Origin of the sequence: Glycomyces buryatensis, from assembly GCF_004912275.1 — a bacterium.
GTDB lineage: Bacteria > Actinomycetota > Actinomycetes > Mycobacteriales > Micromonosporaceae > Glycomyces > Glycomyces buryatensis.
Map to the genome: position 1 here is coordinate 1 of NZ_STGY01000072.1, position 23,607 is coordinate 23,607.

19 protein-coding genes are annotated in these 23,607 nt (G+C 69.6%); 14 read left to right on the forward strand and 5 right to left on the reverse strand.

Going from position 1 to position 23,607, the window contains the following annotated elements; genetic code table 11:
* The first annotated feature begins 162 nt into the window (after nt 1–162).
* The 3 genes from FAB82_RS21380 (at nt 163) to FAB82_RS21390 (ending at nt 4,658) form a co-directional block, all read left to right on the forward strand.
* Nucleotides 163–1,083 carry a TIM barrel protein gene (locus FAB82_RS21380; protein WP_136536593.1) on the forward strand — a complete coding sequence of 307 codons (921 nt, stop codon included), beginning with the start codon at nt 163–165 and terminating at the stop codon, nt 1,081–1,083.
* A 55-nt stretch (nt 1,084–1,138) separates the two neighbouring features.
* The gene (locus FAB82_RS21385; RefSeq protein ID WP_136536594.1) at nt 1,139–2,146 is read left to right on the forward strand and encodes a Gfo/Idh/MocA family oxidoreductase; all 1,008 of its coding nucleotides are present in this window, start codon (nt 1,139–1,141) and stop codon (nt 2,144–2,146) included.
* Nucleotides 2,147–2,282: 136 nt separating this feature from the next.
* Nucleotides 2,283–4,658: a WD40/YVTN/BNR-like repeat-containing protein gene (locus FAB82_RS21390; protein ID WP_136536595.1), complete on the forward strand. Its 2,376-nt coding sequence runs from the start codon at nt 2,283–2,285 to the stop codon at nt 4,656–4,658.
* A gap of 27 nt (nt 4,659–4,685) precedes the next feature.
* On the opposite strand, the gene FAB82_RS21395 is transcribed toward FAB82_RS21390, so the two are convergent.
* The 3 genes from FAB82_RS21395 to FAB82_RS21405 all read right to left on the reverse strand — a co-directional run bounded on the left by FAB82_RS21395 (nt 4,686) and on the right by FAB82_RS21405 (nt 7,777).
* Nucleotides 4,686–5,723, reverse strand: coding sequence for a S66 family peptidase (locus tag FAB82_RS21395; RefSeq protein WP_136536596.1), 1,038 nt, complete (start codon nt 5,721–5,723; stop codon nt 4,686–4,688).
* A gap of 135 nt (nt 5,724–5,858) precedes the next feature.
* Nucleotides 5,859–6,779, reverse strand: coding sequence for a diacylglycerol kinase catalytic domain-containing protein (locus FAB82_RS21400; RefSeq protein ID WP_136536597.1), 921 nt, complete (start codon nt 6,777–6,779; stop codon nt 5,859–5,861).
* Nucleotides 6,776–7,777 (reverse strand): SPFH domain-containing protein, encoded by a 1,002-nt coding sequence (locus tag FAB82_RS21405; protein ID WP_136536598.1) that lies wholly within the window; start codon nt 7,775–7,777, stop codon nt 6,776–6,778. The genes FAB82_RS21400 and FAB82_RS21405 overlap by 4 nt, the downstream gene beginning before the upstream one ends.
* A gap of 66 nt (nt 7,778–7,843) precedes the next feature.
* Between FAB82_RS21405 and FAB82_RS21410 the strand changes: the two genes are divergently transcribed.
* Nucleotides 7,844–8,521 (forward strand): NUDIX hydrolase, encoded by a 678-nt coding sequence (locus tag FAB82_RS21410; RefSeq protein WP_136536599.1) that lies wholly within the window; start codon nt 7,844–7,846, stop codon nt 8,519–8,521.
* 189 nt (nt 8,522–8,710) lie between these two features.
* Nucleotides 8,711–10,138, forward strand: a complete 1,428-nt coding sequence (locus FAB82_RS21415) for a cellulase family glycosylhydrolase (protein ID WP_136536600.1) — start codon at nt 8,711–8,713, stop codon at nt 10,136–10,138.
* A 54-nt stretch (nt 10,139–10,192) separates the two neighbouring features.
* Here FAB82_RS21415 and FAB82_RS21420 read toward each other — a convergent pair whose 3' ends face one another.
* On the reverse strand, nt 10,193–11,407 hold the full coding sequence (locus tag FAB82_RS21420; RefSeq protein ID WP_168801703.1) for an ROK family transcriptional regulator: 1,215 nt from the start codon (nt 11,405–11,407) through the stop codon (nt 10,193–10,195).
* Between the two features lie 151 nt (nt 11,408–11,558).
* Here FAB82_RS21420 and grpE point away from each other — a divergent pair, with 151 nt between their 5' ends.
* The 9 genes from grpE (at nt 11,559) to FAB82_RS21465 (ending at nt 21,210) form a co-directional block, all read left to right on the forward strand.
* Nucleotides 11,559–12,089 (forward strand): nucleotide exchange factor GrpE, encoded by a 531-nt coding sequence (gene grpE / locus FAB82_RS27235; RefSeq protein WP_168801704.1) that lies wholly within the window; start codon nt 11,559–11,561, stop codon nt 12,087–12,089.
* Entirely contained in the window at nt 12,089–13,717 is a 1,629-nt protein-coding gene (locus FAB82_RS21430; RefSeq protein WP_136536602.1) for an Hsp70 family protein, read from the forward strand. The genes grpE and FAB82_RS21430 overlap by 1 nt, the downstream gene beginning before the upstream one ends.
* A gap of 9 nt (nt 13,718–13,726) precedes the next feature.
* On the forward strand, nt 13,727–13,939 hold the full coding sequence (locus FAB82_RS21435) for a DUF2997 domain-containing protein (protein WP_136536603.1): 213 nt from the start codon (nt 13,727–13,729) through the stop codon (nt 13,937–13,939).
* Nucleotides 13,940–13,956: 17 nt separating this feature from the next.
* Nucleotides 13,957–14,586, forward strand: a complete 630-nt coding sequence (locus FAB82_RS21440; protein WP_168801705.1) for a 4Fe-4S single cluster domain-containing protein — start codon at nt 13,957–13,959, stop codon at nt 14,584–14,586.
* Complete coding sequence (locus tag FAB82_RS21445) at nt 14,583–16,778, forward strand: WD40 repeat domain-containing protein (protein WP_136536605.1); 2,196 nt, start codon at nt 14,583–14,585, stop codon at nt 16,776–16,778. Before FAB82_RS21440 ends, FAB82_RS21445 begins: the two co-directional genes overlap by 4 nt.
* A 17-nt stretch (nt 16,779–16,795) precedes the next feature.
* Nucleotides 16,796–18,322 carry an AAA family ATPase gene (locus FAB82_RS21450; protein WP_136536606.1) on the forward strand — a complete coding sequence of 509 codons (1,527 nt, stop codon included), beginning with the start codon at nt 16,796–16,798 and terminating at the stop codon, nt 18,320–18,322.
* Between the two features lie 53 nt (nt 18,323–18,375).
* Nucleotides 18,376–18,792 (forward strand): DUF1257 domain-containing protein, encoded by a 417-nt coding sequence (locus FAB82_RS21455; protein ID WP_136536607.1) that lies wholly within the window; start codon nt 18,376–18,378, stop codon nt 18,790–18,792.
* On the forward strand, nt 18,789–20,615 hold the full coding sequence (locus FAB82_RS21460; protein WP_136536608.1) for a WD40 repeat domain-containing protein: 1,827 nt from the start codon (nt 18,789–18,791) through the stop codon (nt 20,613–20,615). The genes FAB82_RS21455 and FAB82_RS21460 overlap by 4 nt, the downstream gene beginning before the upstream one ends.
* A gap of 160 nt (nt 20,616–20,775) precedes the next feature.
* Nucleotides 20,776–21,210: a CBS domain-containing protein gene (locus tag FAB82_RS21465; RefSeq protein ID WP_136536609.1), complete on the forward strand. Its 435-nt coding sequence runs from the start codon at nt 20,776–20,778 to the stop codon at nt 21,208–21,210.
* Here the strand turns inward: FAB82_RS21465 and helR are convergent.
* On the reverse strand, nt 21,189–23,366 hold the full coding sequence (gene helR, locus FAB82_RS21470) for an RNA polymerase recycling motor ATPase HelR (protein ID WP_136536610.1): 2,178 nt from the start codon (nt 23,364–23,366) through the stop codon (nt 21,189–21,191). The genes FAB82_RS21465 and helR overlap by 22 nt on opposite strands.
* Nucleotides 23,367–23,607 lie beyond the last annotated feature (241 nt).

A 23,607-nucleotide genomic window follows, 5' to 3' on the forward strand; every position in this document is an offset into this window, starting at 1 on the left:
CTCCCTCATCGGCGACTCCCCCATCCACGGCCCCGAAGGCGCCCGCTTCTACACCCGCACCAAAACCGTCACCAGCCGCTGGCCCGAAGTCCAACGCTCGGTCGACGCCGCCTTCCACTTCCCCACCCACAGCTAACGGCCGCAATCAAAAAGGAGACGTCAATGACGACGCAAGCGCTCAACCTCCGGCTCGGCTCGGCCCCTGACTCCTGGGGCGTCTGGTTCCCCGAGGACGAGTTCCAGCTGCCTTACGGGCAGTTCCTCGATGAACTCGCCGGCGCCGGCTACGAATGGCTTGAACTCGGGCCGTACGGCTACCTCCCGACCGACCCCGACCGCCTGGCCGACGAGGTCGGCAGGCGGGGACTCAAGGTCTCCGGCGGCACCGTCTTCGGCAATCTCCACGACCCGGCGCTCTTCGACCAGACCATTGAGACGGTCTCCAAGGTCGCGAAGCTCACCGCTTCGCAGGGCGCGCGGCACGTCGTGTTCATTCCGCCGCTGTTCCGCGACGAGAAGACCGACGCGGTCAACGACGTCACCGACTGGGACGCCGAGCAGTGGAAGACCGTGCACGCCACCGCGAACCGCATCGGCCGGCGGATGTTCGAGGAGCACGGCGTCACCATCGCCCTGCACCCGCACGCCGACACCCAGATCATGACCCAGGACCAGATCGAGACGTTCCTCGACGGGACGGACTCGAACTTCGTATCGCTGTGTCTGGACACCGGGCACGTCGCCTACGGCGGTGGCGACAACCTCGATCTCATCCGCCGCTATGCCGAGCGCATCGGGTACGTCCACATCAAGCAGATGGACCCGGAAGTGCTCCAGCAGGTGAACGACGAGGGCCTCGGATTCGGGGAGGCCGTCAAACGCGGGGTGTGCGTCGAGCCTCCCGCGGGGGTACCCGATCCCGCCGACATCGTCACCGCGCTGGCAGGGCTCGACGCCGAACTGTTCGTGATCGTCGAGCAGGACCTGTATCCGTGCGAGTCCGATGTGCCCTACCCGATCGCGGTGCGGACCCGCAAGTACCTCAATAACTGCGGACTTGGGGCTCGCCACCAGCAGTCCTGATGATGCGCAGCGACCTCCCACGAAAGGAAAGACGACCATGACGGGGCGAGAACGAATGACGATCGGTATTGGGTTGATCGGGGCCGGCTGGATCGGCGAGGAACACGTCAGTCGCCTGACGAACGTGATCACCGGAGCCCGCGTGACGGCAGTGTCGGACATCGATCTCGACCGGGCCGCCAAGGTGGCCGCGATCGCCGGGGCGCGGGTGATCGACTCGCCGGAGAAGCTGATCGACGACGCTGAGGTCGACGCCGTCGTGATCACCTCCTGGGGGCCGGTCCACGCCGAACAGGTCCTCGCGTGCATTGCGGCCGGGAAACCGGTGTTCTGCGAGAAGCCGCTGACCACCGACGCCGCCGACGGGCTGCGCATCCTGGAGGCCGAGCAGGCCCACGGGAGCCGCCTCGTCCAGGTCGGCTTCATGCGCCGCTACGACGCCGGATACCGCCAGATGAAGCAGATCATCGACGCCGGTGGCGTCGGCGCGCCGCTCATGGCGCACTGCGCGCACCGCAATCCGTCAGTGCCGGAGTCCTACCACTCGGGCATGGCGACCCTGGACACCGCCGTGCACGAGGTCGACGCGCTGCGGTGGCTGCTCGACGACGAGTTCGTCTCCGTCCAGGTCGTGAAGCCGCGCAGCACCTCGAAGCGGTTCGAGCACCTGACCGACCCGCAGATCGTCCTGCTGGAGACCGCCGCGGGCGCCCGAATCGACGTCGAGGTGTTCGTCAACTGCCAGTACGGCTATGACATCCAGTGCGAGGTGGTCGGCGAGACCGGGACCGTGCGCCTGCCCGACCCGGCCACACCGGTCGTGCGCGGCGCCGCCCAGGCCGGCTTCGCGGTGGTCCAGGACTTCCCGAGCCGCTTCGCGGCCGCGTTCGACGTCGAGCTCCAGGAATGGACCGACTCGCTGAACTCCGACCGGGCGCTCGCAGGACCGTCCGCTTGGGATGGATATGCCGCCACCGTCGTCACCAACGCCGCCGTCCGGGCACTGGAGAGCGGGCAGATCGTCCCGATCGAACTGACCGAGCGTCCGGCGTTCTACGCCTAAAAAGGAACCACCAGATGAAGATCGGGCTCGACCTGACCTGGGGCCTCTTGCCGCAGGGATGACCGCCTGTTATGTTGGGCCTCCCAACTAACGCCTCGGTGCTCTTCCCGACCGAGTCCCCTCACAAGGAGCACACGTGCGACGACGCACTTTCGCCGCTTCGATCGGCGCTGCCGCGGTGGCGGCCACGGCCGTTCCCGCCGCGGCCCACGCCAAGACCTCCGGACGCTGCGATGACGCCTATGCCTGGCGCAACGCCGTGGTCAATGGCGGCGGTTACGTCCCCGGCATCGTCTTCAACGAGACGCAGGCCGATCTCATCTACGCCCGCACCGACATCGGCGGGCTCTACCGCTGGCAGGAGCCCACCCAGACCTGGAAGCCGCTGCTGGACTGGATCGGCTGGGACAACTGGGGCTGGACCGGCGTCGTCGCCGTCGCCACCGACCCCGTTGAGCCGCAACGCGTCTACGCCGCCGTCGGCACCTACACCAACGACTGGGACCCCTCTCCCGGCGCGGTCCTCTACTCCGACGACTACGGCGACACCTGGGGCGCGGCCGAGCTCCCGTTCAAGCAGGGCGGCAATATGCCCGGCCGCGGGATGGGCGAGCGTCTCGCCGTCGACCCGGCCGACAATGCCGTCGTCTACCTCGGCACGCCGAACGGCAATGGGCTGTGGAAGTCGAGCGACTACGGCCGCACCTGGGCCGAGGTGACCTCGTTCCCGAACCCGGGGAACTTCGTGCAGGATCCGAGCGGCGATTACTCGGACGACAACCAGGGCGTCATCTGGATCGACTTCGACCAGGACGGCCGGATCTTCGTCGGGGTCGCCGACCCCGACGACCCGCTCTACGTCTCCGCCGACCAAGGCGCGACCTGGCAGCCCGTCCCCGGCGCGACCGTCATCGGCAGCGTCGACGGCAACCGGGTCATCCCCAAGCAGGCCTCCTTCGACCACGAGAACGGCCACCTGTTCATCGTCACCAGCTGGGACCCCGGGCCCTACAACGGCGGCCCGACCTCCGGCAAGGGCGGCGCGATCTGGCGCCTCGCGCTGGCGACCGGCGAGTGGACCGACGTCACCCCGACCCAGAACCCGGTCGGCACCATCCCCGGTTTCGGCGGCCTCACCGTCGACCGCCAGCGCCCCGGCACGCTCATGGCCGCGACTCAGAACAACTGGTACCCCGACGAGATCATCTTCCGCTCAACGGATTCCGGCGCGACCTGGGAGACGAGCTGGGAATATGCCTGGGATGCCGACTTCTCGTGGCCGCCCGAGCGCACCGACCGCTTCACCATGGACGCCTCGGGCAGCGAATGGCTGTCGTTCGGGAGCGTCGACGACGGCCCGGCCTATGCGATCAAGCACGGCTGGATGATCGACGCCCTGGCGATCGACCCGCACAACTCCGACCGCATCATGTGGGGCACCGGCGCGACCATCTGGGGCACCGAGCAGCTGACCGCCTGGGACGACCAGGGTGCGCTCGTGGGCTGGGACGATGCGGCCGGGCACCAGGTGGCGCTGCCGGTCGACCCGTTCACCGTCGCCGTTCGCGTTGAGGGCCTTGAAGAGACGGCGGTGCAGGACATCGCGGCGCTCGGCGGGACCCTGGTATCCGCCATGGGCGACCTCGGCGGTTTCGTGCAGAACGACCTCGAAGAGGCGGGCGTCCAGATCCGGCGTCCGAACTGGTCGTCGGGCCGCAGTGTCGATTTCGCCGCGCTCAACCCCGACATCGTGGTCGGCAGCGGTGACGTCGATGGCGATGCCGATGGGCACGTGGGCGTCTCGACGGACCGCGGCGCGACCTGGCTGACCACGTCCCGACTTGCGGGTGTCGCGGGCGGGGCCAACGGAGGCACCGTGGCGGTCAGCGCCGACGGGGCCGTCATCATCTGGTCCCCCGGCGACGGGGCGACCGCGCCGGTCTACTCCACCGACCTCGGCCAGACCTGGACAACCGTCGCGGGACTCCCGGCCGGGGCACGCGTGCGGGCCGACCGGACCAGCCCGAACCGCCTGTACGCCTTCGCGGCGGGCACGTTCTACGCCAGCACCGACGCCGGTCTCACCTTCGCGGACACCGGCGCGACCGGTCTGCCCACTGAAGGCGACGTCGACTTCCGATCGGTGCCGGGCAAGCAGAAGCAGCTGTGGCTCGTCGGCGGCAAGGCCGATGCGACGTACGGCATGTGGCGCTCCACCGACGGCGGACGGATCTGGAAGCGGGTGCGCGACTTCGAAGAGGCCGACGCGGTCGGCTTCGGCAAGGGTCACGGGCGACGCGGCTACCCCGCGATCTACGCCTCGGCCAAGGCCGGCGGCAAGCGCGGGATCTGGCGTTCGACCGACGAGGGCCGGACGTGGTCGCGGATCAACGACGATGCCCATCAGTGGGCGTGGACCGGGAAGGCGATCTCCGGTGACCCCGAGGTGTACGGCCGGGTCTACATCGCGACGAACGGCCGCGGTCTGATCTACGGCGACATCACCGACTAGCGGCCCGCTCACCTCCCATGCGGCGGTTCAGTAGTCGACGCTGAGGTGGTGGTTCGCCACATCGACCCGGACGGTCCCGCAATAGGGCAGGACCAGCTGCGGGTCGGTGTGGCCGAAGTCGACGCCGAGCACCGCGGGAACGCCGGGGTTGTACTCGTCGAGCGCCCGCACCACGGCCTCGCGCTGCTCGGCCCGGAACGCCTCCGCGTCCGGTGCCGAGAGCGCGAGGTTCAGGCTGCGCGATTTGGGGCGTCCCATGAGGACTGCCGCGCACCGGCCGAGGATCCCGCGCTCGCCGATCGAGCGCAGGATCCGATAGACCTCGGTCGCCTCGGGCATCTCCTCGGAGGTCTCGAAGAACAGCACCGCGCCGTCGAACCATTCGGGGTCGGGGACGCAGCGGTCGGCCATGAGCAGCCACGAGACCACTTCAAGGCAGCCGCCCCAGCCGTGCCCCGTGACGATTGATCCGCTGCCGCGCCACTCCCATCCGGGACTCGGGCTCATCTCGGGCGCCGCCTCGAAGGTGGCAGGGTCGGCCCAGTCGCGGTCGATGTCGCGGTACTCGCCGGGGTCCCTCAGCTCGAACGTCCCGGTCCCGAACAGCGCCGCCCGCAGGGAGTCCTCGGTTGCCGGATGCATCGAGCCGGGGCGGCCGAAGGCCGTCATGACCGCCCCGCCGTGGTAGCCCACGATGCCGATATCGGCGAGGAGCGCGAGCAGGTTGGTGCAGTCGCTGAAGCCGAAGAACGGCTTCGGGTTGTCTTGCAGCAACTTCCGGTCCAGGTATGGCAGGACGGTGAGCTGGTCATCGCCGCCGATGCTGCTGATGACGGCCTTGACGGAGGGGTCGGCGAAGGCGGCGTGCAGGTCCGCGGCGCGGTCGGCCGGGCTCGATCCCATGCGGCGGGTGGACGGGTACTCGATCGGCACCAGCCCGAAGTCCTCTCGGAGCCGGGCGAGCCCGAGTTCGTACGGCAGCGGCAGGATCTCGGGAAGGCCTGCGGAAGGGGACACCACCGCGACACGGTCGCCGGGGACGGGCTTGCGAGGATAATGCGCCATGCGGACGACACTAGGGGGTGTCCCGCAGCCGGGGATACCATTGCGGCTTAGTCCGATCGATCGAAAGTCTTATCCTGTCCGACCGTTCGACGTGCCGCTCGGACCCGGCGCTCCCGCCGGGCCTGCAAGCGATGCTCAAGCACCCCGACCGTTTCCGGGGACGACCAGATGGAGGTGCCGGTCGGCCAGTCCGATCGTGACCTGTTGGCCCCAGGTGATGGTGAGATGGTCGGGCTCGACGCCGTCGGCGAAGACCACGAGCCGTTCGCTCTCGCAGACCAGTCGCAGCCGCTCCCCCGCCTTCAGGGTTCCGGCGGTCAGGGAGGTTCCGGTCGCCGGTGATGGCCATGCCTCCCTTACGAACCAGGCCAATGAAGGCTCCTGGGGCATCGGCAGTGCGACGCCTCCCCCGCGTTCGGCCGCGATCGAGGCGACCCATCCGGTGGCTCCGGTGCCGGTGCCGATCACCACGCCGGACGAGGACTGGCGCTCCTCCCTTCCGTCCGCACCGACGAGCCGGTAGCGGGCTGACTGGTGGGAGTCGTGGCCCGCGTACACCTCGTTGAGTCCGGCCAGCTCCTGGCCGTCATCGAGGCGGGCGGCGACCATGGTGAGGCGCCGGATCGCCGCCGTCTGCTCGGTCGCGGCCCGCAGCACGGCGCCGACCGCCTCCGGCTGGAAGCGAGTCAGTACGCCGGGGTTGCGTCCCGGTTCCGGGTCCACTCCGATCACCGGCTGGCCGGACAGGTATTTCGCGAGGTTGGCCACCAGCCCGTCCTGGCCGACCGCGACGACCAGGTCCTCCGGCGAGAACAGGAACCTGGGCAGGTCGGCCCTGTCCACCCGGCCCCGGCGCCAGTCGGCCGGGACCGCCGCATCCACTGTGGTGAGCGCGGCCTGGAGTGCCTCGTGTCGGGCGGTGACCTCGTCCAGGTCGCGCCCGCGCTGGCGCAGGAAGTGGTCGGCCGCGGCGCGGGTGCCGTGTCGGATCAGCAGTTCTTCGAGTTCGCTGCGGCGGCTGACCACCACCACTCTCGGTGCCAGCGTCGCGCTCATCGCGATCCGTCGGCGAGACGGGCCAGGGCTCCGGAGAGCAGGTCCGGCGTGATCGTGAGCTGCCCGATCTCGGGCAGCTGACCGGCGAGTTCGCGCAGCGCCAGCGACTGGAGCACCGCCGGGGGCAGGTCCCGGTAGGCGGCCATGCGGGCCGCTTCCGCTTCGGCCTCGGCTCCTCCCACGGCCCGGACCCTCTCGGCCTGGGCTGCGGCGAGGGTGCGTTCCCGCTCCGCTTCGCCTTGGGCGGCAGCGAGTTCCGCGACCGCGGCCAGCTCGGCTGTCCGCCGGTCGTTGGCGCCCTTCTGCTCGACCAGCTGCTGCTCGCGCCGGGCCAGCTCGATCTGGTTCTGCAGTTCGTTCTCGGCGATGGCCCGCTCCCGCTCGACGGCCTGGGCCCGCCGCGCGTAGGTGGCCTTGTCCGCGTCCTGCTGCACGGCTTCCCGCGTCGGGGTCTGCAAGGACCGCTCCAGTTCCGGTTCCGGCCGGACCGCCACGACCCGGGCGCTGACCACGGAGACCCCGATGTCGCTGAGCCGCGGGTCGTCCGAGAGCGCGTCGGCGACGGCCTCCCGGATCTCGGTGATGGCGACGGTGAGCGCCTCGGCGAGCGGCAGGCGGGCCAGCAGGTCGATGGCGGGTTGCTGCGCCAGCTCGGTGAGGAGGGTCGCGACCTGGTCGAGCGGCCGCGCCCGGGCCCGGCCCTGGTACGGATTGACCGAGAAGTCCAGTCGGGTGGCGGCCAGCGCCGGGTCGGCGATCCGGTAGGCCACTGTGGCCTGGACGGTGACGTCGGCGAAGTCCGCCGTGCGTGCGTGGAACATCAGCGGCAGCTCCCGGTCGTCGACCGGTACCTCGGAGAGCACCGCCACCAGCGGGCGGTACCAGAACGACTGCCCGGTCCCCTCGGTGCGGACGCGGCCCCGTTGCTGGTACCGGACCCAGACGGTGGGGGTGCCGCGCAGGTGGCGCAGGAACAGGACTTTGGTGACATCGGCCATGGGGGTTCTCCATTCTCGTCACTCTGACGATAACGGAGATGCTAGGTTATCGTCAAGGTGGTGATAATGAATTATCCGGTGTTCGCCGTCACTGTGGACCTTGTGGTTCTCACGGTGAGAGAAGGCGAGTTGAAGGTGCTGCTGGTGCGGCGCGGCCTGGAGCCGTACCTCGACCGGTGGGCGCTGCCCGGCGGCTTCGTCCATGCCGATGAGGATCTGGCCGCCGCCGCGCGGCGCGAACTCGCCGAGGAGACCGGCCTGGCCGGGCCGGGCGGGCACCTGGAGCAGCTCGCCAGCTACGGCAAGCCCGAGCGCGACCCGCGCGGCCGCGTGGTCACGGTCGCGCACCTGGCGCTCCTCCCGGACCTTCCCACTCCGACGGCCGGCACGGACGCGGCGGCGGCCGCCTGGCGGCCGGTCGACCAGCAGGACCTTGCCTTCGACCACCATCGCATCCTCGCCGACGGCATCGAGCGGGCCCGGTCCAAGTTGGAGTACACACCGCTCGCCACCGCCTTCTGCCCGCCCGAGTTCACCATCGCCGCTTTGCGTCAGGTCTACGAGGCCGTCTGGGGCGAGCCGCTGGACCCGCGCAACTTCCACCGCAAGGTCACCACCACACCGGGTTTCGTGGAGGCCACCGGGAGATCGACCGAGGGCGGACCCGGCCGCCCGGCCGCGCTCTTCCGGCGCGGGGCGGCGACCCTGCTGAACCCCCCGATCCTGCGCCGCGGGACCAGGTAGGGAACCCGTCTCCAAGTCCGGCATCGATGTCCGGCGCACGGCGCCCGAGTTCATTCAGGACTCGGTGTTCTCGTGCGGCGCGGGCAATACTTTTGTTTAGCGCATTGACAATGACGAATATATCGATGATTATCGTTGTATCCGCTCTTCTGGGAGCGCTTCCCTTCACGTGAACCGAAGGAACAGGACATGCGACTACATCGAAACAAACGCACCGGGCTCGCGCTGACCGCGACCGCGGTCGCGACGCTCGCCGCAACGACGCTCAGCGTCGTCGGCGCGAACCAGGCCTCCGCCGACGAAGGCTGCGAGGTCGACTACCGGGTGGTGGGCTCCTGGGACACGGGATTCCAAGCCACCGTGAGCATCTTGGCCGGCGAGGCGATCGACGGTTGGGACATCGCCTGGGAGTTCCCGGGGGACACGACCGTCACCAGCGCCTGGAACGTCGACTGGAACCAGACCGGCGCCGCATTCTCCGGCACCGACGTCGGCTGGAACGGCTCGATCAACGCGGGCGAGGCCCGGGAGGCCTTCGGCTTCATCGGCACCGGCAGCACCGAGGCCCCGCCGCAGTTCACCGTCAACGGCGTCGCCTGCGGCGACCAGGGCGGCGAGCCGACCGAGACTCCCACGGACGACCCGACCACCGATCCCCCCGAGAAGGCCAGGCCCAGCGCCCTGCAGGTCGAGGGCAACCAGCTCGTCAACGAGGCGGGCGAGACCGTCATCCTCAACGGCTTCAACCGCACCGGCACCGAGTGGCCGTGCATCCACGGCTGGGGCTTCATCGACGGCCCCTCCGACGATGCCGCGATCGATCTCATGGCGTCGTGGGAGCCCAACACGATCCGCGTGCCCATGAACCAGCAATGCTGGCTCGGCTACGGCGAGACGGTGCCGGAGTGGACCGGTGAGAACTACCGGGCCTTCATCGAGGACTGGGTCACCCGCCTGACCGACGCCGGGATATACGTCGTCCTCGACCTGCACTGGAGCTCGCCCGGCACCGAACCGGCCGAGGGCCAGCAGAAGATGGCCGACGCCGACAACTCCCCGGACTTCTGGGCCTCGGTGGCCGAGCGGTTCAAGGACAACCCGGCGGTCCTGTACGACCTGTACAACGAGCCGCACGACATCTCCGACGAATGCTGGAGGGACGGCTGCACCGTCGACGGCTGGGAGGCCGCCGGCATGCAGGACCTCATCGACGCCGTGCGCTCGACCGGCGCGACGCAACCGGTCATCGTGACCTGCAACGGGTGGGGCAACGGCTGCGGCGGCTACCTCGACTACCGGCCGACCGACCCTGAGGGCAACCTCGTCGCCAGCGTCCACGTCTACGAGGAGACCGGCTGCAATCTCCAGGAATGCTGGGACGCCGACGTCGCGCCGATCGCCGCCGAGGTGCCGACATTCTTCGGCGAGTTCGGCGACGCGGGCTGCAACCACGACTGGAGCGATCTCCTCATCGACTGGGCCGATTCGCACGACATCGGCTGGACCGCCTGGAGCTGGTACCCCAACTGCGACATGCCGGGCCTGATCAGCGACTGGGACGGCACGCCGACCGGCTACGGCGAAGGCATCAAGGAGGCACTGGCCAACCGGCCCTGATGCGAACCACCGACACGGCGGGCCGTCCCTCACGGGGCGGCCCGCCGCCAATGGTCAAGGGACAAGCGCGGACCGGTCTCCGATGTTCGGTGACTCGAGCAGGTTGCGGAGCACCACCATGGCGCCGCCGACGGCCGCGGCGTGGGAGACGTTGCCGGCCAGCTCGACCCGCACGCTGTGCACGTGGCGCATGAACACCGACCGATCGAGCGTCTCTTGCAGGGCGTTCCGGTATACGGGCCCGACATCGGCGAAGGCGTTCCCGGCGAGGACGACCCGGCCGACGTCGAGAATGTTCACCAGACTCACGGTCGCGACCGCCAACTTCCGCGCCGAAATCTCGATGAGTTCGGACGCATCGGCGTCGCCGACCATGGCCGCACGGCCGATGCCCCTGAAATCGGTGAGCGGATCCAGGCCCAGCCCCAGTCGCGAGACCAGACCCGGATTGCGCCGCGCCCGCTCGGCGATCGCGATCGAACCGGCGATGGAATCGACGCACCCGACGTTGCCGCAATGGCACCTGGGCCCGTCGGAGTCGACGCAGATGTGGCCCAGTTCCAGCCCGTTGGAGGTCGCCCCGCGGTAGGGGTAGCCGTCGATGATGAGACCGGCGCCGATGCCGCCGGACATGAAGACGACGGCGAAACTCGACGGCGAGTCGCCCAGCGCCTGCACCCCGATCCCGGCGGCGGTGGCGTCGTTCTCGATGGCCACCGGCAGGCCCGTCGCCTCCGCCAGCGCCGCCGCGAGCGGATACCCCTGCCACGCCTCGGTCGGCTGCGGCGTCAGCAGGACGCCCGCGTCGCGGTCCTGCGGCCCGTACGTGGCCAGGCCGATGCCGCGCACGTCGGAGCGGGCGACGCCGGCCGAATGCAGCAGGGCCTTGACTTGCGCGGCGAACTCCGGGATGACCGCCTCCGGTCCCCGCTCGCCCGCCCCCGGCATGTCGCGTTGCGCCACAATGCGTCCCGCCAGGTCGACGACGACGCCGACGGCCGAGTACCGGTCGAACTGGATCCCGACCATGAAGCAGGACTCGGGCTGGAGCTCGAGCAGGCGGCGCGGCGTGCCCCGCTGGGATCGCGAGGTCCCGACCTCGTGCACGAAGCCCAGGTCGATCAGTTTGCGGACGGCATTGGTCATGGTGGACCGCGTGAGTCCGGTGGCCTCGGCCATCTCGATCCGGCTGACGGTCGTGCGTTCGCGGAGGATGTCGAGCACCAGGGCCACCGTCGGCAGGCGCGTGTCCGAGCCGAATGCTCTCAATGCTGCCTCCGGAATGTCCCTTGAACGGCAATTGGTACGCACCACACCATACGTGAGCCGTCCACTGGTCACGCGGTTCGGGACCGGTCCCGCTCGATTCTGGGAGCCTGTGTGCAGCAACATGACTCCGACCTACGATCGGCGGGTTCCGGTGGAAATTCGAGATTGGTTCCGAAGGCCGAGCCGTCCGCGCGACGCCGACGACGAGCGGGTGCTGCTGCTGGAGAGCGAGTTGCAGCGGGCACGTCTCGAACTCGAGGACCGCGATCTCAGGATCGCCCGGATGCGCTCCGAAGCGGCGGCCGTCCGCGACAGGGTCGGCGACGAGATCAAGCGGCAGTCCCGGGAGTCGACGGAGCGGATCGTGGGTGCGATGGCGGTGCCGTTGACGCAGTTCCTCATGCAGGCGCATCTGCACGACTCCGGCACCGCAGAGGTCAAAGTGGACGACGTAGTCGAGGTCGGCAGGCGGCTGATGCGGGTGCTCCGCGGCGCGGGCATCGACCAGGTCGGCACCATCGGCGCGCCCGAGCCGTTCGACCCCGACCGCCATGACCCGCTCAGCACGTCGCAGACCCCGGAGCCGGGGCGGCCGGTGGTCGTCCGCGTCGTCGGGCTTTCGTTCCAGGGCCGGGTGCTCCGCAAGGCGGGCATCGAACCCCACGTCCCCGAGGAGTCCTGATGGCAGGGCGCCTCGGCATCGACTTCGGCACCAGCAACACGGTCATCGCCACCCGGGACGAGGAGTCGGGCAGCGCCTCGGCGCTGTGGGTCCCCGACTACGGGCGGCCGCTCGGGCAGGGCGACCAGCGAACCTCGGTGGTGCCCTCGCTGATCCACTACACCTCGGACGGTCGGCAGATGCTCGGCGACCAGGTGCTCTCGGGGAATCTGCTCCGCGCGCAGGGCACGTTCCGGTGGATGAAGCGCTACATCGCCAATCGCAGCCCGATGAAGGTACGGGCGAACGGGTCCGAGCGCTCGCACTTCGACGCCGGCCGCGACTTCCTGTCGACCGTGATCGCGTTCGCGCTCATCGAGGCGGGCGCGGAGGACGAGGAGATCGTGTTCACCGCCCCGGTCGAATCGTTCGAGCACTTCGAGGACTGGCTGGCCGAGGTCGCCAGGGTCGCGGGCGTCACCCGTTTCCGGCTGATCGACGAGCCCTCCGCCGCGGCGCTCGGATACGGGGTGCACCTTCGGCCGGGCAACGCCTACCTGATGTTCGACTTCGGCGGCGGGACCGTCCAGTGCGCCGTGGTCCTGGTGCAGGACGAGGACGACCGGGGCGGGTCGGGGCGGGCCTGCCGCGTCCTCGGCAAGGCCGGCGACGATATCGGCGGCGCGACGATCGACCAGTGGATCTTCGAGGAGGTCCTGGCGCGCAATGCCTGCCGCGACAGCGATGAGGAAGTGCGCCAGGTCAGCCGCGCGCTCCTGGCCGAATGCGAACGCGCGAAGGAGGCCCTGTCCGATCCAATCGGCGGTGCCGTCGAGATCAGCGTGATGAACCCGCACACCGGCAGGGTGATCGGCGCCGAGCTGATCCGCGGCGGCCCCGAGACCGACGGGCGCACCATCTCGTTCGAGGACCTCATGGACCGCCGGGACCTGTTCTCGCGCATCGACAGGGTGGCGCGGCGGGCGCTCAAGGCCGCGTCGGATCGCGGCTACGACGAGGACGACCTGGCCGCCGTCCTGATGGTGGGCGGCAGCAGCCAGATTCCGGCGGTGCGGCGGACGATCGAGCGGATCTTCGGGCGCGACCGGGTGCTGAGCGACCGGCCGATGGACGCGGTGGCGCGCGGCGCGGCGGCGTACGCGGCCGGGATGGGCTTCTACGACCACATCCAGCACGACTACGCGATCCGCTGGTTCGACCGCAGCACCGGCAGGTACGAGTACCGCACCTGCGTGGCGGCGGGCACGAGCTACCCGAGCCCGGAACCGGTGCACACCATGACGGTGCGGGCGACGCTCGACGGCCAGCGCGAGCTGGGCATCCAGATCTACGAGCTCGGTCGCTTCCGGCGGTCGGGCGAGGGCGGCGGGACCGAGCTGGTGCTCGATCCCTCGGGCGCGTGGCGGCTCAGCGAAGTGTCCGCCCAGGACGGCGAGGACCGGAGCCGCTTCTGCGTCAACGAGGGCAGTCCGACGTTCCTGAAGGCCGATCCTCCGGCGAAGGCCGGTGAGGCCCGGTTCCGGGTCGAGTTCGGCATCGACGGCAATAAGCGGCTGCTGCTGACGGCGGTCGATCTCCGCAATGGACGCACGACGCATCGCGACTTCCCGGTCGTGAAGCTGACCTAGGGAGCACCCATGGAACTGCACGAAGTCGAAGTGACGATCGCCCCGGACGGGACGACCAGGATCGAGGTCCGCGGGGTGACGGGCGCCGAATGCGTCGACCTGACCGCCGGGTTGGAGGCCGCCCTGGGGGGCGAGATCGTGGAGCGGGAGCTGACCGCCGAGGCGCAGGCGGTGCTCGAGGCCCGTTCGGAGGAGCGGCTGCGACGGGGCTCGGGGCCGTGAGCGGGCGGCCTTCGAGGATGGCCGGGATCGCGGGAGACCGGCTGCGGCTGCATGCGTTCGAGCCCCGCAGCGCCGCGAACGGCCCGGGCGTGCGGGCCGTGGTGTGGGTGCAGGGCTGCACCTTCGCGTGCCCCGGCTGCTTCAATCCCGAGACCCACGGCCGGGCTGCGGAGGGGACGGCGGTGGACGGACTCTTCGATCGCATTGCGGCGCTTGGCGATGTCGAGGGTGTGACCGTGAGCGGCGGCGAGCCCTTGCAGCAGCGCGGCCCGGTGCTGGCACTACTGCGACGGATCCGGACCGAGACGGCGCTGTCGTCGGTCGTGTTCACCGGCTACCGCTGGGAGGAGTTCGAACGCATGCCGGAGGCGGCCGCGCTGCGCGAGTGCGTGGACGTACTGCTGGCGGGCCGCTATGAGCGGGACCGCCACCTGGGTGCGGGCCTGCGTGGTTCTGGGAACAAGACCGTCCACCTCCTCAGCGACCGGTACACGCGGGAGGATTTGGAGGCGGTCCCGAGGAGCGAGGTCATCATCCGCGACGGCCGGATCACGGTCACGGGCATCGACCCCGCCGTGCTCGGCCCCGCCATATTCGGTTCCGCCGCACCGGACGGGCGGAGCTTCGGCGGGCGGCGAACGCCATGAAGGAGAGGACGATCGCAGAGCTGGCGGCAGTCGTCGCCGATCCCACGAAACCCATGCGGAAACGCCTCCGAGCGGTGAAGCGCCTCGCAGCCGGGCAATACGGTCGCGCCTTCATTGCCCTCGCGGGGGCGGCGAGGCACGCGCGGGACGATGCGATCACCGCGGCGACCCGCCGCGTCTTCGCCGAATGCCGCAGCCAGTGGGCCATCGATGATGTCTGCTCCCACTGGTTCTTCTGGCCCGAGCCGTACCTGGGCGACTTGATCGCCCGAAACGGCTGGATCGCCGACCGACCGGCCAAGGTCCGGGTCCGTACCGCCCTGCACGTCAGACAACCGGAAGCACTCGTCTACGGCGACGAAGCAGCCGCGGCCGCCCTCCTGAGCGCCGCCGCCGACCAAGCGCTCGCCGAGGAGCTTCGGGATCTCGCATTGGAGGCCTTGAAGTCGCTGTACAACCAGGTCGCCCGCGAGGTGGTGTGCTCGGCGGGCATCAATGACGGCAACGAGACGGCGCTCAGCACCGCCATCGCCGCAGGGTACCGACCCGCGAATCCCGCCAGATACGCGCTGCTGCTGTTCCTGGCCGGCGAGTTCGAGCGGTACGAGGAGCTCGACTTCGACGGCGCCCTGCTGCGCGCCACGCGCCGCGTCGCCGAACCGGCGCTGCTGGCCCGACTCGCGGCCAAGGCCCGCAAGCACGGTCGCCTCGACTGGCTGCGAATGGTCACCGACGGTCGGTCCACGGAACTCTCCGACGAGGAATGGGACTCGGTTGGCGGCATCCTGGTCGAAGCCGGTCGCTGGGATGAATTGTGGAGCATGGCCTCCGAGGCGACGCCGATTCGCGCGGCGGCGCTGCTGCAACGGCTGACCGCCTCCGACCTGCGCCCGGAGGTCGAGACCGACAAGGCCGATCTTGTCGACCTCGCCGAGGAATGCACCCGGTATCCGGTCTCGAGAATGCTGCGCGAGGCACGGCGAGAGCGCAAAGTATGCGCGCTCGCGATGTCCGCCGATGGCAGCACGCTTGCCGCTAGCGACACCACCGGCCAGATCGACCTGTGGGAGCTGCCGTCGGGATCACCAGCCGGGAGTGTCCACATGAGGAGCAAGGGCCTGTACCAGACCAGCCCTGCCCCAGATCGGCTCGCGTTCACTCCGGACGGTGAACTATTGATCGCAGCCTCAAGCGGTACTAAAGTGGACTACTGGCGACTGCCGGACCTCACACCGGTGGAATTTCCGGACGGCGGCTTCGGGTCTCCGCTCGCGGTCAGCCCTGACGGGCGGCACCTGATGACCGGCGACGGCGGCAACTCCCTCGCGGTGCGACAGCTTCCTTCAGCGACATCGAAACGCCGACTCACCGACGACTATCGAGGAGCGCTGACGATGAGCCCCGACGGCACCCTGGCCGCGGGCCTCGTGGGATTTGATACGGGTACGGGAGTCCGCGTTTGGCACCTGCTATCGGGCAAGCGGGTAGCCGATATCCGCGAGTCCGCTTACCGGTTGGCGTTCAGTCCGGCAGGCAACATTCTGGCCACCGGCGGACCGATCCGGCTCTGGAGCACGCCGAGCGGCGACCTCATCGGTTCCCTGGATCCCCATGAAACACTTCGTCTTGGAGACACGATGGTCTTCACCCCTGATGGTTCGCTGCTTGCCGCCTCGAGCAGTGGCGTGGTGGCACGGCTGTGGCGAATACCGTCCGGCGAGCTGGCAGCCACTATCGAATTCACCGGCGACTCCGAGGGCACAGGGCTCCAAGTGACGGCGGACCTGGCGGTGACCTCAGACGGGAGACTGCTGGTGAGCACCGATCACAGGGGCGACGTCCGCCTATGGCACCTGCCCTCGGGAGATGCCGCCGGAGTCCTGCACAGTGGCGCCGAGATCGTCCGCTCGACGATGAGTCCGGCCGGGGGCATGTTCGCAGGCTGGGGTCGGGGCGGTTCGGTCTGGCTCTGGATGCCGAGAATCTACGAAGCCGCGAACACACCGATCGCCCGTCTGACCCTGGCCGACGCCCAGTCGCTGCGCGCCCTCCCCGAACCCGGTGAGGCGGAACGGCCCTGGATCGAACTGATCGCCCGGCTCGTGGAACGCCGCCACCGCCACGACATCAGTGTCGACGCCAAAGCGACCTCGAAGCCCCACGGCGACACCGATATCGAACTCGGCGAATGACAGACAGGAGCTCCCCCATGGATTTCGAGAACGAACTCGACGTGAACCTGCGTGCCCGCTACACGCTGATCGTGGTCGTCACGGTCGAGGAGGAACGGGCCCTGCGGGCGGTGACGGCGGTGTGCGAACGCCGGCGGCGCCCCTGCATCGCCTGGGATCTCGCCGACGGGTTCGAGAACCTGCACGGCCACACCGGGACCCTGCCCACCGCGCGGGACCCGTTGGCGGTGATCGAGCGGCTCGAGAAGATCGACGGCGACGCCACGTTCGTGCTCAAGGACTTCCACGACTGCTGGACCAATCCCCAGGTGAAGCGCAAACTCCGCAGTGCCGTGCAGCGGCTCAAGTTCACCCGCAAGTCGGTGATCGTCCTCTCGCCGAACCGGAAGGTGCCCGACGAGCTGCTGGACGAGGCGGTGATCGTGGATCTGCCGCTGCCCACCAGCGCCGAGCTCGATGAGGTCCTCGATGGGCTCACCCAGACCCCCGGCGTCAGGGTCGGTCTCACCCAGGCGGGCCGCGAGAAGCTCTCCCAGGCGGCGCTCGGCATGACCGCCGCGCAGGCGAGGCGCGCCTACGCCAAGGCCATCGTGCGCGACAATGCGCTCGATGACCGGCACATCGACACCGTGGTGCAGGACAAGAAGCACGTGATCCGCGCGAGCGAGGCGCTCGAGTTCTACCCGGTGCACGAGACGCCCGACGACGTGGGCGGGCTCGACATGCTCAAGCAGTGGCTGCGGCTGCGCGAGCGCGCCTTTACCCAGGAGGCCCGCGACTACGGCCTCCCGGCGCCCAAGGGGATCGCGCTGATCGGCATCCCCGGAACCGGGAAGAGCCTGACCGCCAAGATGATCGGCGGGCTGTGGCGGCTGCCGCTGCTGCGGCTCGACGTCGGCGCGCTGTTCGGCTCGCTGGTGGGCGAGGCCGAGGAGCGCACCCGCCGCGCCCTGCGCCTGGCCGAGACCGTCGCGCCGTGCGTGGTGTGGATCGACGAGATGGAGAAGGCGCTCGCCCACGGCGGCAGCGACTCCGGCACCAGCACCCGCGTGTTCGGCACCATCCTCACCTGGATGCAGGAGAAGACCGCGCCGTGCTTCGTCGTGGGCACCGCCAACGACGTGGCGAGCCTCCCGCCCGAGGTGCTCCGCAAAGGACGGTTCGACGAGATCTTCTTCCTCGACCTGCCGACCATGGAGGAGCGGGCCGAGATCCTCTCGGTGCACCTGCGCAAGCGCAACCGCCTGCGGGAGGACTTCAACGTCGACCGACTCGCCGCCGAGGCCGAAGGCTACGTGGGAGCCGAGATCGAGCAGGCGATCGTCGACGCGATGTACGTGGGGTTCAACGAGAACCGCGAGTTCGACACCAACGACATCCTGACCGCGCTGTCGCGGCAGGTGCCGCTGTCGGTGTCGCAGCGCGAGACGATCGGCGCACTGCGGTCCTGGTTGCGGGAAGGGCGCGCGCAGTCGGCCTCGTTCAGCGAGACCGTCGAAGCCGAACGCCAGTTCGTCGTCCCACTCGAACCCCTCGACCCATGAGCGGGGCGACGCCCGCGCCTGCCCCGACCGAAACCGCGACTCAGGAGGATCCGTTGTCCCACTTCACGACCATGACCACCCAGATCACCGACCCGGAGGCGCTGCGATCGGCGCTGGGCGATGTCGGCTACGGCGACGTGGAGGTCCACGATCATGCCCAGCCGCTGTACGGCTACCTCGGCGACCAGCGCTCCGACCGGGCGAACGTCATCGTGCGGCGCCGGCACATCGGCCGCGCCTCCAACGACATCGGATTCCGCCGCGAGGAGGACGGGCACTACCTCGCAGTGATCAGCGAGTACGACCGCCGCGTGCACGACGACGCATGGCTCGGCCGCGTCAGCGCCCGCCACGCCTATAACGCCACGTCCGCGACGCTCGCCGAACAGGGCTTCCACATCGCCGATGAAACCGTCGAGGAGGACGGCACCGTGCGCCTGGTGCTGCGTCGCATTGGAGCCGGGCAATGAAGCCCAAATTGCGGGCGCGGTTGCGCAGCGACCTCACCTGGGAGCCGGTCTACCACGGGCTTCGCTCGAACGCCATCTTTCGGCTGGAGCGGTCGGGCGACCCCGAGGCGTTCGCCGTTCTGGCCCAGGTGTTCGCCTCCACTTCAGACGACTGGACCCAGGGCCAGGTTCGCCAAGCGCTGGAAAGGATCCGCGAAGATCAGGCGGGAATCGACGCGATGGCGGGAATAGTGGTGTCCACTGGGGATGAAGCACTGGCGGCGCTCATCGCCGAACGGGCGCCCGCCGATCCCCTCTCGCATGCCGTCGTGCTGTACCTGGCCGGCGAGTTCGACCGGTACGAGGACCTCGACTTCGACGGCTCGCTGATGCGCGCCGCCCACCGCGCGGGCACCCCGGCCCTGCGGCAGGCACTGGCGCAGGTCGCGCGCACCTCCGGACGCCTGCAATGGGTCAGGACCGTCGCCGGGGAGCGGCGCCCGGACCTGGACCGGCTCTCCGCCGCGGAATGGGAGGCCGCGATCGCGTCACTGGTACGCGCGAGGCGGTGGGGCGAGCTGGTCGACCTGGCGACCCGCGCACCCGTGACCGTCGGGGCGGACATCCTGTGCGAACTGGCGAGCCACGACTGGCATCCGTCCGATCGGGACGGACGCAGGGAGTTCGCCCACCTCGCGAAGCTCGCGGCCGCCGCGCGGCAGGCCAGGCCGCCACAGGACGGCCCGTTCAGCGACGCGGACGCTCAGGTGCTCGACGGTGGCCTGGAGGTGCGCAGGCTGGCGGTGAGCCCGGACGGCTCAATGCTGGCGAGCACCGGTGCCACCGAACCGGTGCGGTTCTGGCACCTGCCGACCGGGACCACCCGCCGCACGCTCACCGGATGGGCGAAGGGGGTCAAAGGCATGATGTTCACCCCGGACGGGGAGCAGTTCGTCGCCGGTGACCGCGGAGGGCGGATCGCCCGTTGGAGCGTCCAGGAGGAGCGGCCGCTCGACCCGCTCGTCGGCCACCGCCGCAAGGTCCTCGCCTTCGCCGCCGCATTGGACGGGAGGACGCTGTTCAGCAGCGGTAGCGCGGGTGAGATCCGCACGTGGGAACTGCCCTCCGGCCGACCGGGAGTGGTCTTCAAAGGCGACTTGTGGTCGTTCGACCTCGCCTTGAGCACCGACGGCACTCGACTCTTCAGCGGCGGCACCGGCCTGGTGCGCGTGCACCGACTGCCGGACGGGGCGGTGGACGGGGAGCTGCGCGGCCACCGCAAACCCGTGATGAGCCTCGCGGTCGCACCTGACGGCGAGCTCGTGGCAACCGCGTCGCTCGACAAGACGGTGCGCCTGTGGCACTTGCCCACAGGACGGTCGACTGCGTGCCTCGAGGATCATCGCGCCGCGGTCAACGCGGTCGCCATGACGCCGGACGGACAGTGGCTGGCGAGCGCGGGGTGGGACGGTTCGGTCCGGATATGGGAGCTGCCGACCGGCAAGGCCGCCTACGTACTGGACGACCGGCTCGGCCGCGTCCAATGCCTGGCGATGAGCCCGGACGGCACAACGCTCGCGTGCGGCACCATCAAAGGGCGGATCCACCTGTGGCGGCGGCGGCTGTCGCCGCTGCATTCGATCATGGGCGGACCATTGGAGCGGGTCGGACTCGACGAGGTCGGCGAACTCGATCGGAAGGCGGGTGAGATGACGGCCGACGAACTGGTCTGGAAGGACTTGATCGTGGGACTGCTGCGCTGGCGCGGCCGCCACGATGTCGAACTCGGCGACGCCGTGGGCGACGCGGCCACCCTCTCGCAGGACGTGGAACTCGGCGACTGAGCGCCCCGAGTCCGAGCGGGCCGCCGGCCCGACCTCGGCCGGCGGGCGGGGCCCGTCCAGGCGAGGTGGACGGCTGGTAGGGCATTGATGTTTGCCACTGTTGTGCCGGGCCTATTTGGGTTATTCTGAGTATTTCCCGCTGTGTAGGGAGATGGTCGCTGTGCGAATACATGACATTCTGCGTTCCAAAGGGTCTGGTGTGGTTTCCATCCGGCCGGAGGACCCGGTGCGCCTCCTCGTGACGAAGCTGGCCGAGCACAACCTGGGTGCGCTGGTCGTGAGCGTGGACGGCTTCGCAGTCGCCGGAATCGTCTCCGAACGGGACGTGGCCCGGGGGTTGCACTCGGATCCCGACCTGCTCGATGCCCCCGTTTCGCGGATCATGACCACAGACGTGCACACCTGCGTCCTTGACGACTCGATCGAGGACCTGATGGTGTTGATGACCGATCAGCGCGTCCGGCACGTCCCGGTCGTCACCGCCAGCGGCGTTCTCACGGGCATTGTGAGCATCGGCGACGTCGTGAAGGGCCGCATCGGCCAACTCGAGTTCGAGAAGGAGCAGCTCGAGGGCTACATCTCCAGCGCGGGCTGATCGCTTCGCTCGGAGGTGAGGACGACGAGTCGCTGGGTCGCCCTCGTCATCGCCACGTAGCGGTCGACCGCGCCGGTGATTCCCCCGCCGAAGGACTCCGGATCGATGAGCACCACCAGGTCGAACTCGAGCCCCTTCGACAGCTCCGGAGACAGCGACCGGACCCTGGGCGTTTCCTCGAAGGCGGGGGCGCCGATGACGCACGCGGTCCCCTCCGAGTGCTCGGCGAGCCACGCATCGAGGATCGAGTCCAGATCCGAAGTGGACCCGTGCTCGACGGGCACACCGCTGCGGCGCACCGAGGTCGGCACGTTCGCGTCCGGAAGCGCGGCCTTGATGACCTGCTCGGCCTCCGCCATCACCTCTTCGGGCGTGCGGTAGTTGATATTCAGGGAGGCGAGCTCGTTCCGTTCGAGGCCGACCCGCGCCAGCCGCTCACGCCACGACTCGGTGAACCCGTGCCGGGCCTGCGCGCGGTCCCCGACAATGGTGAAACTCCGGGACGGGCAGCGACGCACCAGCATCTGCCACTGGGCATCGGTCAGCTCCTGGGCCTCGTCCACCACGACGTGCGCGAACGGGCCGGCGAGCAGGTCCGGCTCGGCAGTCTCCAGGTCCTCGTAGTGAACCAAGGCGTCCTGGAGGTCCGCGCCCTTGAGCAGGATCATCCCCTCCACGTTGCCGTCCCCCGCTTCGAGGATGTCCTCCACGACCTTGTCGATGACCTCGCGCTCGGACGCGATCGCGGCCTCGCGTCGGCGGGCGTTGCGGGAGGCCTCCGGGTCGCCCAGGCGCTGGCGGGCGGCGTCCAGGAGCGGCAGGTCCGACACGGTCCAGGCCTGCGGCTCATCGCGTTGCAGCCTCGCCACCTCGTCCTCGTCGAGCCAAGGGGCGCACATGCGCAGGTAGGCGGGCACCGTCCACAGATCGCCGACGAGGTCCGCCGCCTCGATCATCGGCCATGCCCGGTAGAGCGCCTTGACCAGCTCGCGGTTCTGAGCGAGCGAGCGGCGCAGCAGGTCCTCCGAGACGTCCTCGTCGCCGTGCTTGTCGATGAGGATCGCGACCAGCTCGTCCCAGATCTGGGCCCGCGCCTCGTTATGGGGCGTGCCGAGCTCCACGGCCTCGAACGCCGCGGCCCAGTCCCCGGGGTCGAGGGACACCTCGGACCAGTGGGTCTCGACGTCCATCCCCTCGGTCGGCGGCCGCTCGTAGAGCCGCACGGCCGGTTCTATCGCCTGCACCATGCCCGCCGCCGACTTCAGGCGGACCACGACCGGGTCGGGTTCGATCGCCGCTTCGGCGCCCTCGGCTATGAGTTCTCGCAGCGTACAGGTCTGCACACCTTCCTCTCCGAGGCTCGGGAGGACGTCGGCGACGTAGTTCAAATACGGCTGGTGGGGGCCGATGAACAGCACGCCGCCGCGGTGGTGGCCCACCCGCGGGTCGGAGTAGAGCAGGTAGGCGGCGCGGTGCAGCGCGACGACGGTCTTGCCCGTGCCGGGCCCGCCGTCGACTACGAGCGTGCCCCTCGAGCCCGCCCGGATGATCGCGTCCTGGTCGGCCTGGATGGTGCCGAGCACGTCCCGCATCCGCTCCGACCGGTTGCTCCCCAGGCTCGCGATGAACGCGGACTGGTCGTCCAGCGCGGCATGCCCTTCGAGCCCTTCGGGGGTGAACACCTCCTCCCAGTAGTCGCTGATGCGGCCGCGAGTCCAGCGGTACCTGCGGCGGCTCGCCAGGCCCATCGAGTCGCCGTGGGTCGCGCCGAAGAACGGCTCGGCCGCGGGGGAACGCCAGTCGAGCAGCAGGCGGCGCCCTTCGTCGTCGGTGAGGCCGAGCCGCCCGATGTAGACGGTTTCGGAGCCGTCGGCACTGACGGTCCTGCCCAGGCACAGATCGAGGCCGAAGCGACGCAGCGCGCGCAGGCGGCCGGACAGCCGGTGAATCTCCTGGTCTCGGTCCATGGCGGCCTGCCCCTGGCCGCCGGGCATCTTGCGCACGGCTTCGAGCCGTCCGGTCAGGTCGGCGATCGACTGCTCCAGGCTCGCCGCGATGGCGGCGAGGTGACGCTCGTCGTCGGCGATCAGTTTCGGGTCGGACTTGGCCGACAGGCGTTCGGGAAGTTGGAAGGCGCTGGGGGTCATCGGGTTCACGTCAAGGCTCCGATCGAGCAGCGGTCGAGCCGCCACTGTTTCCGCAGGTCTCTGCTCTCGATCGGCCATTCTGCACCACGTCCCGGCTCATAGCCGCAACCCGGTTCCAACTGCGACTCGCCAGGTGTGGTACATACTGGAGACAAAGGGGCACAACGATGTCCCGACCTTCCCCCACCCTCGCGCCCTTCAGCGCTCGCACGGCTCCGTCATGGGCCGGTGTCACAGGGTCCTCCTTTGT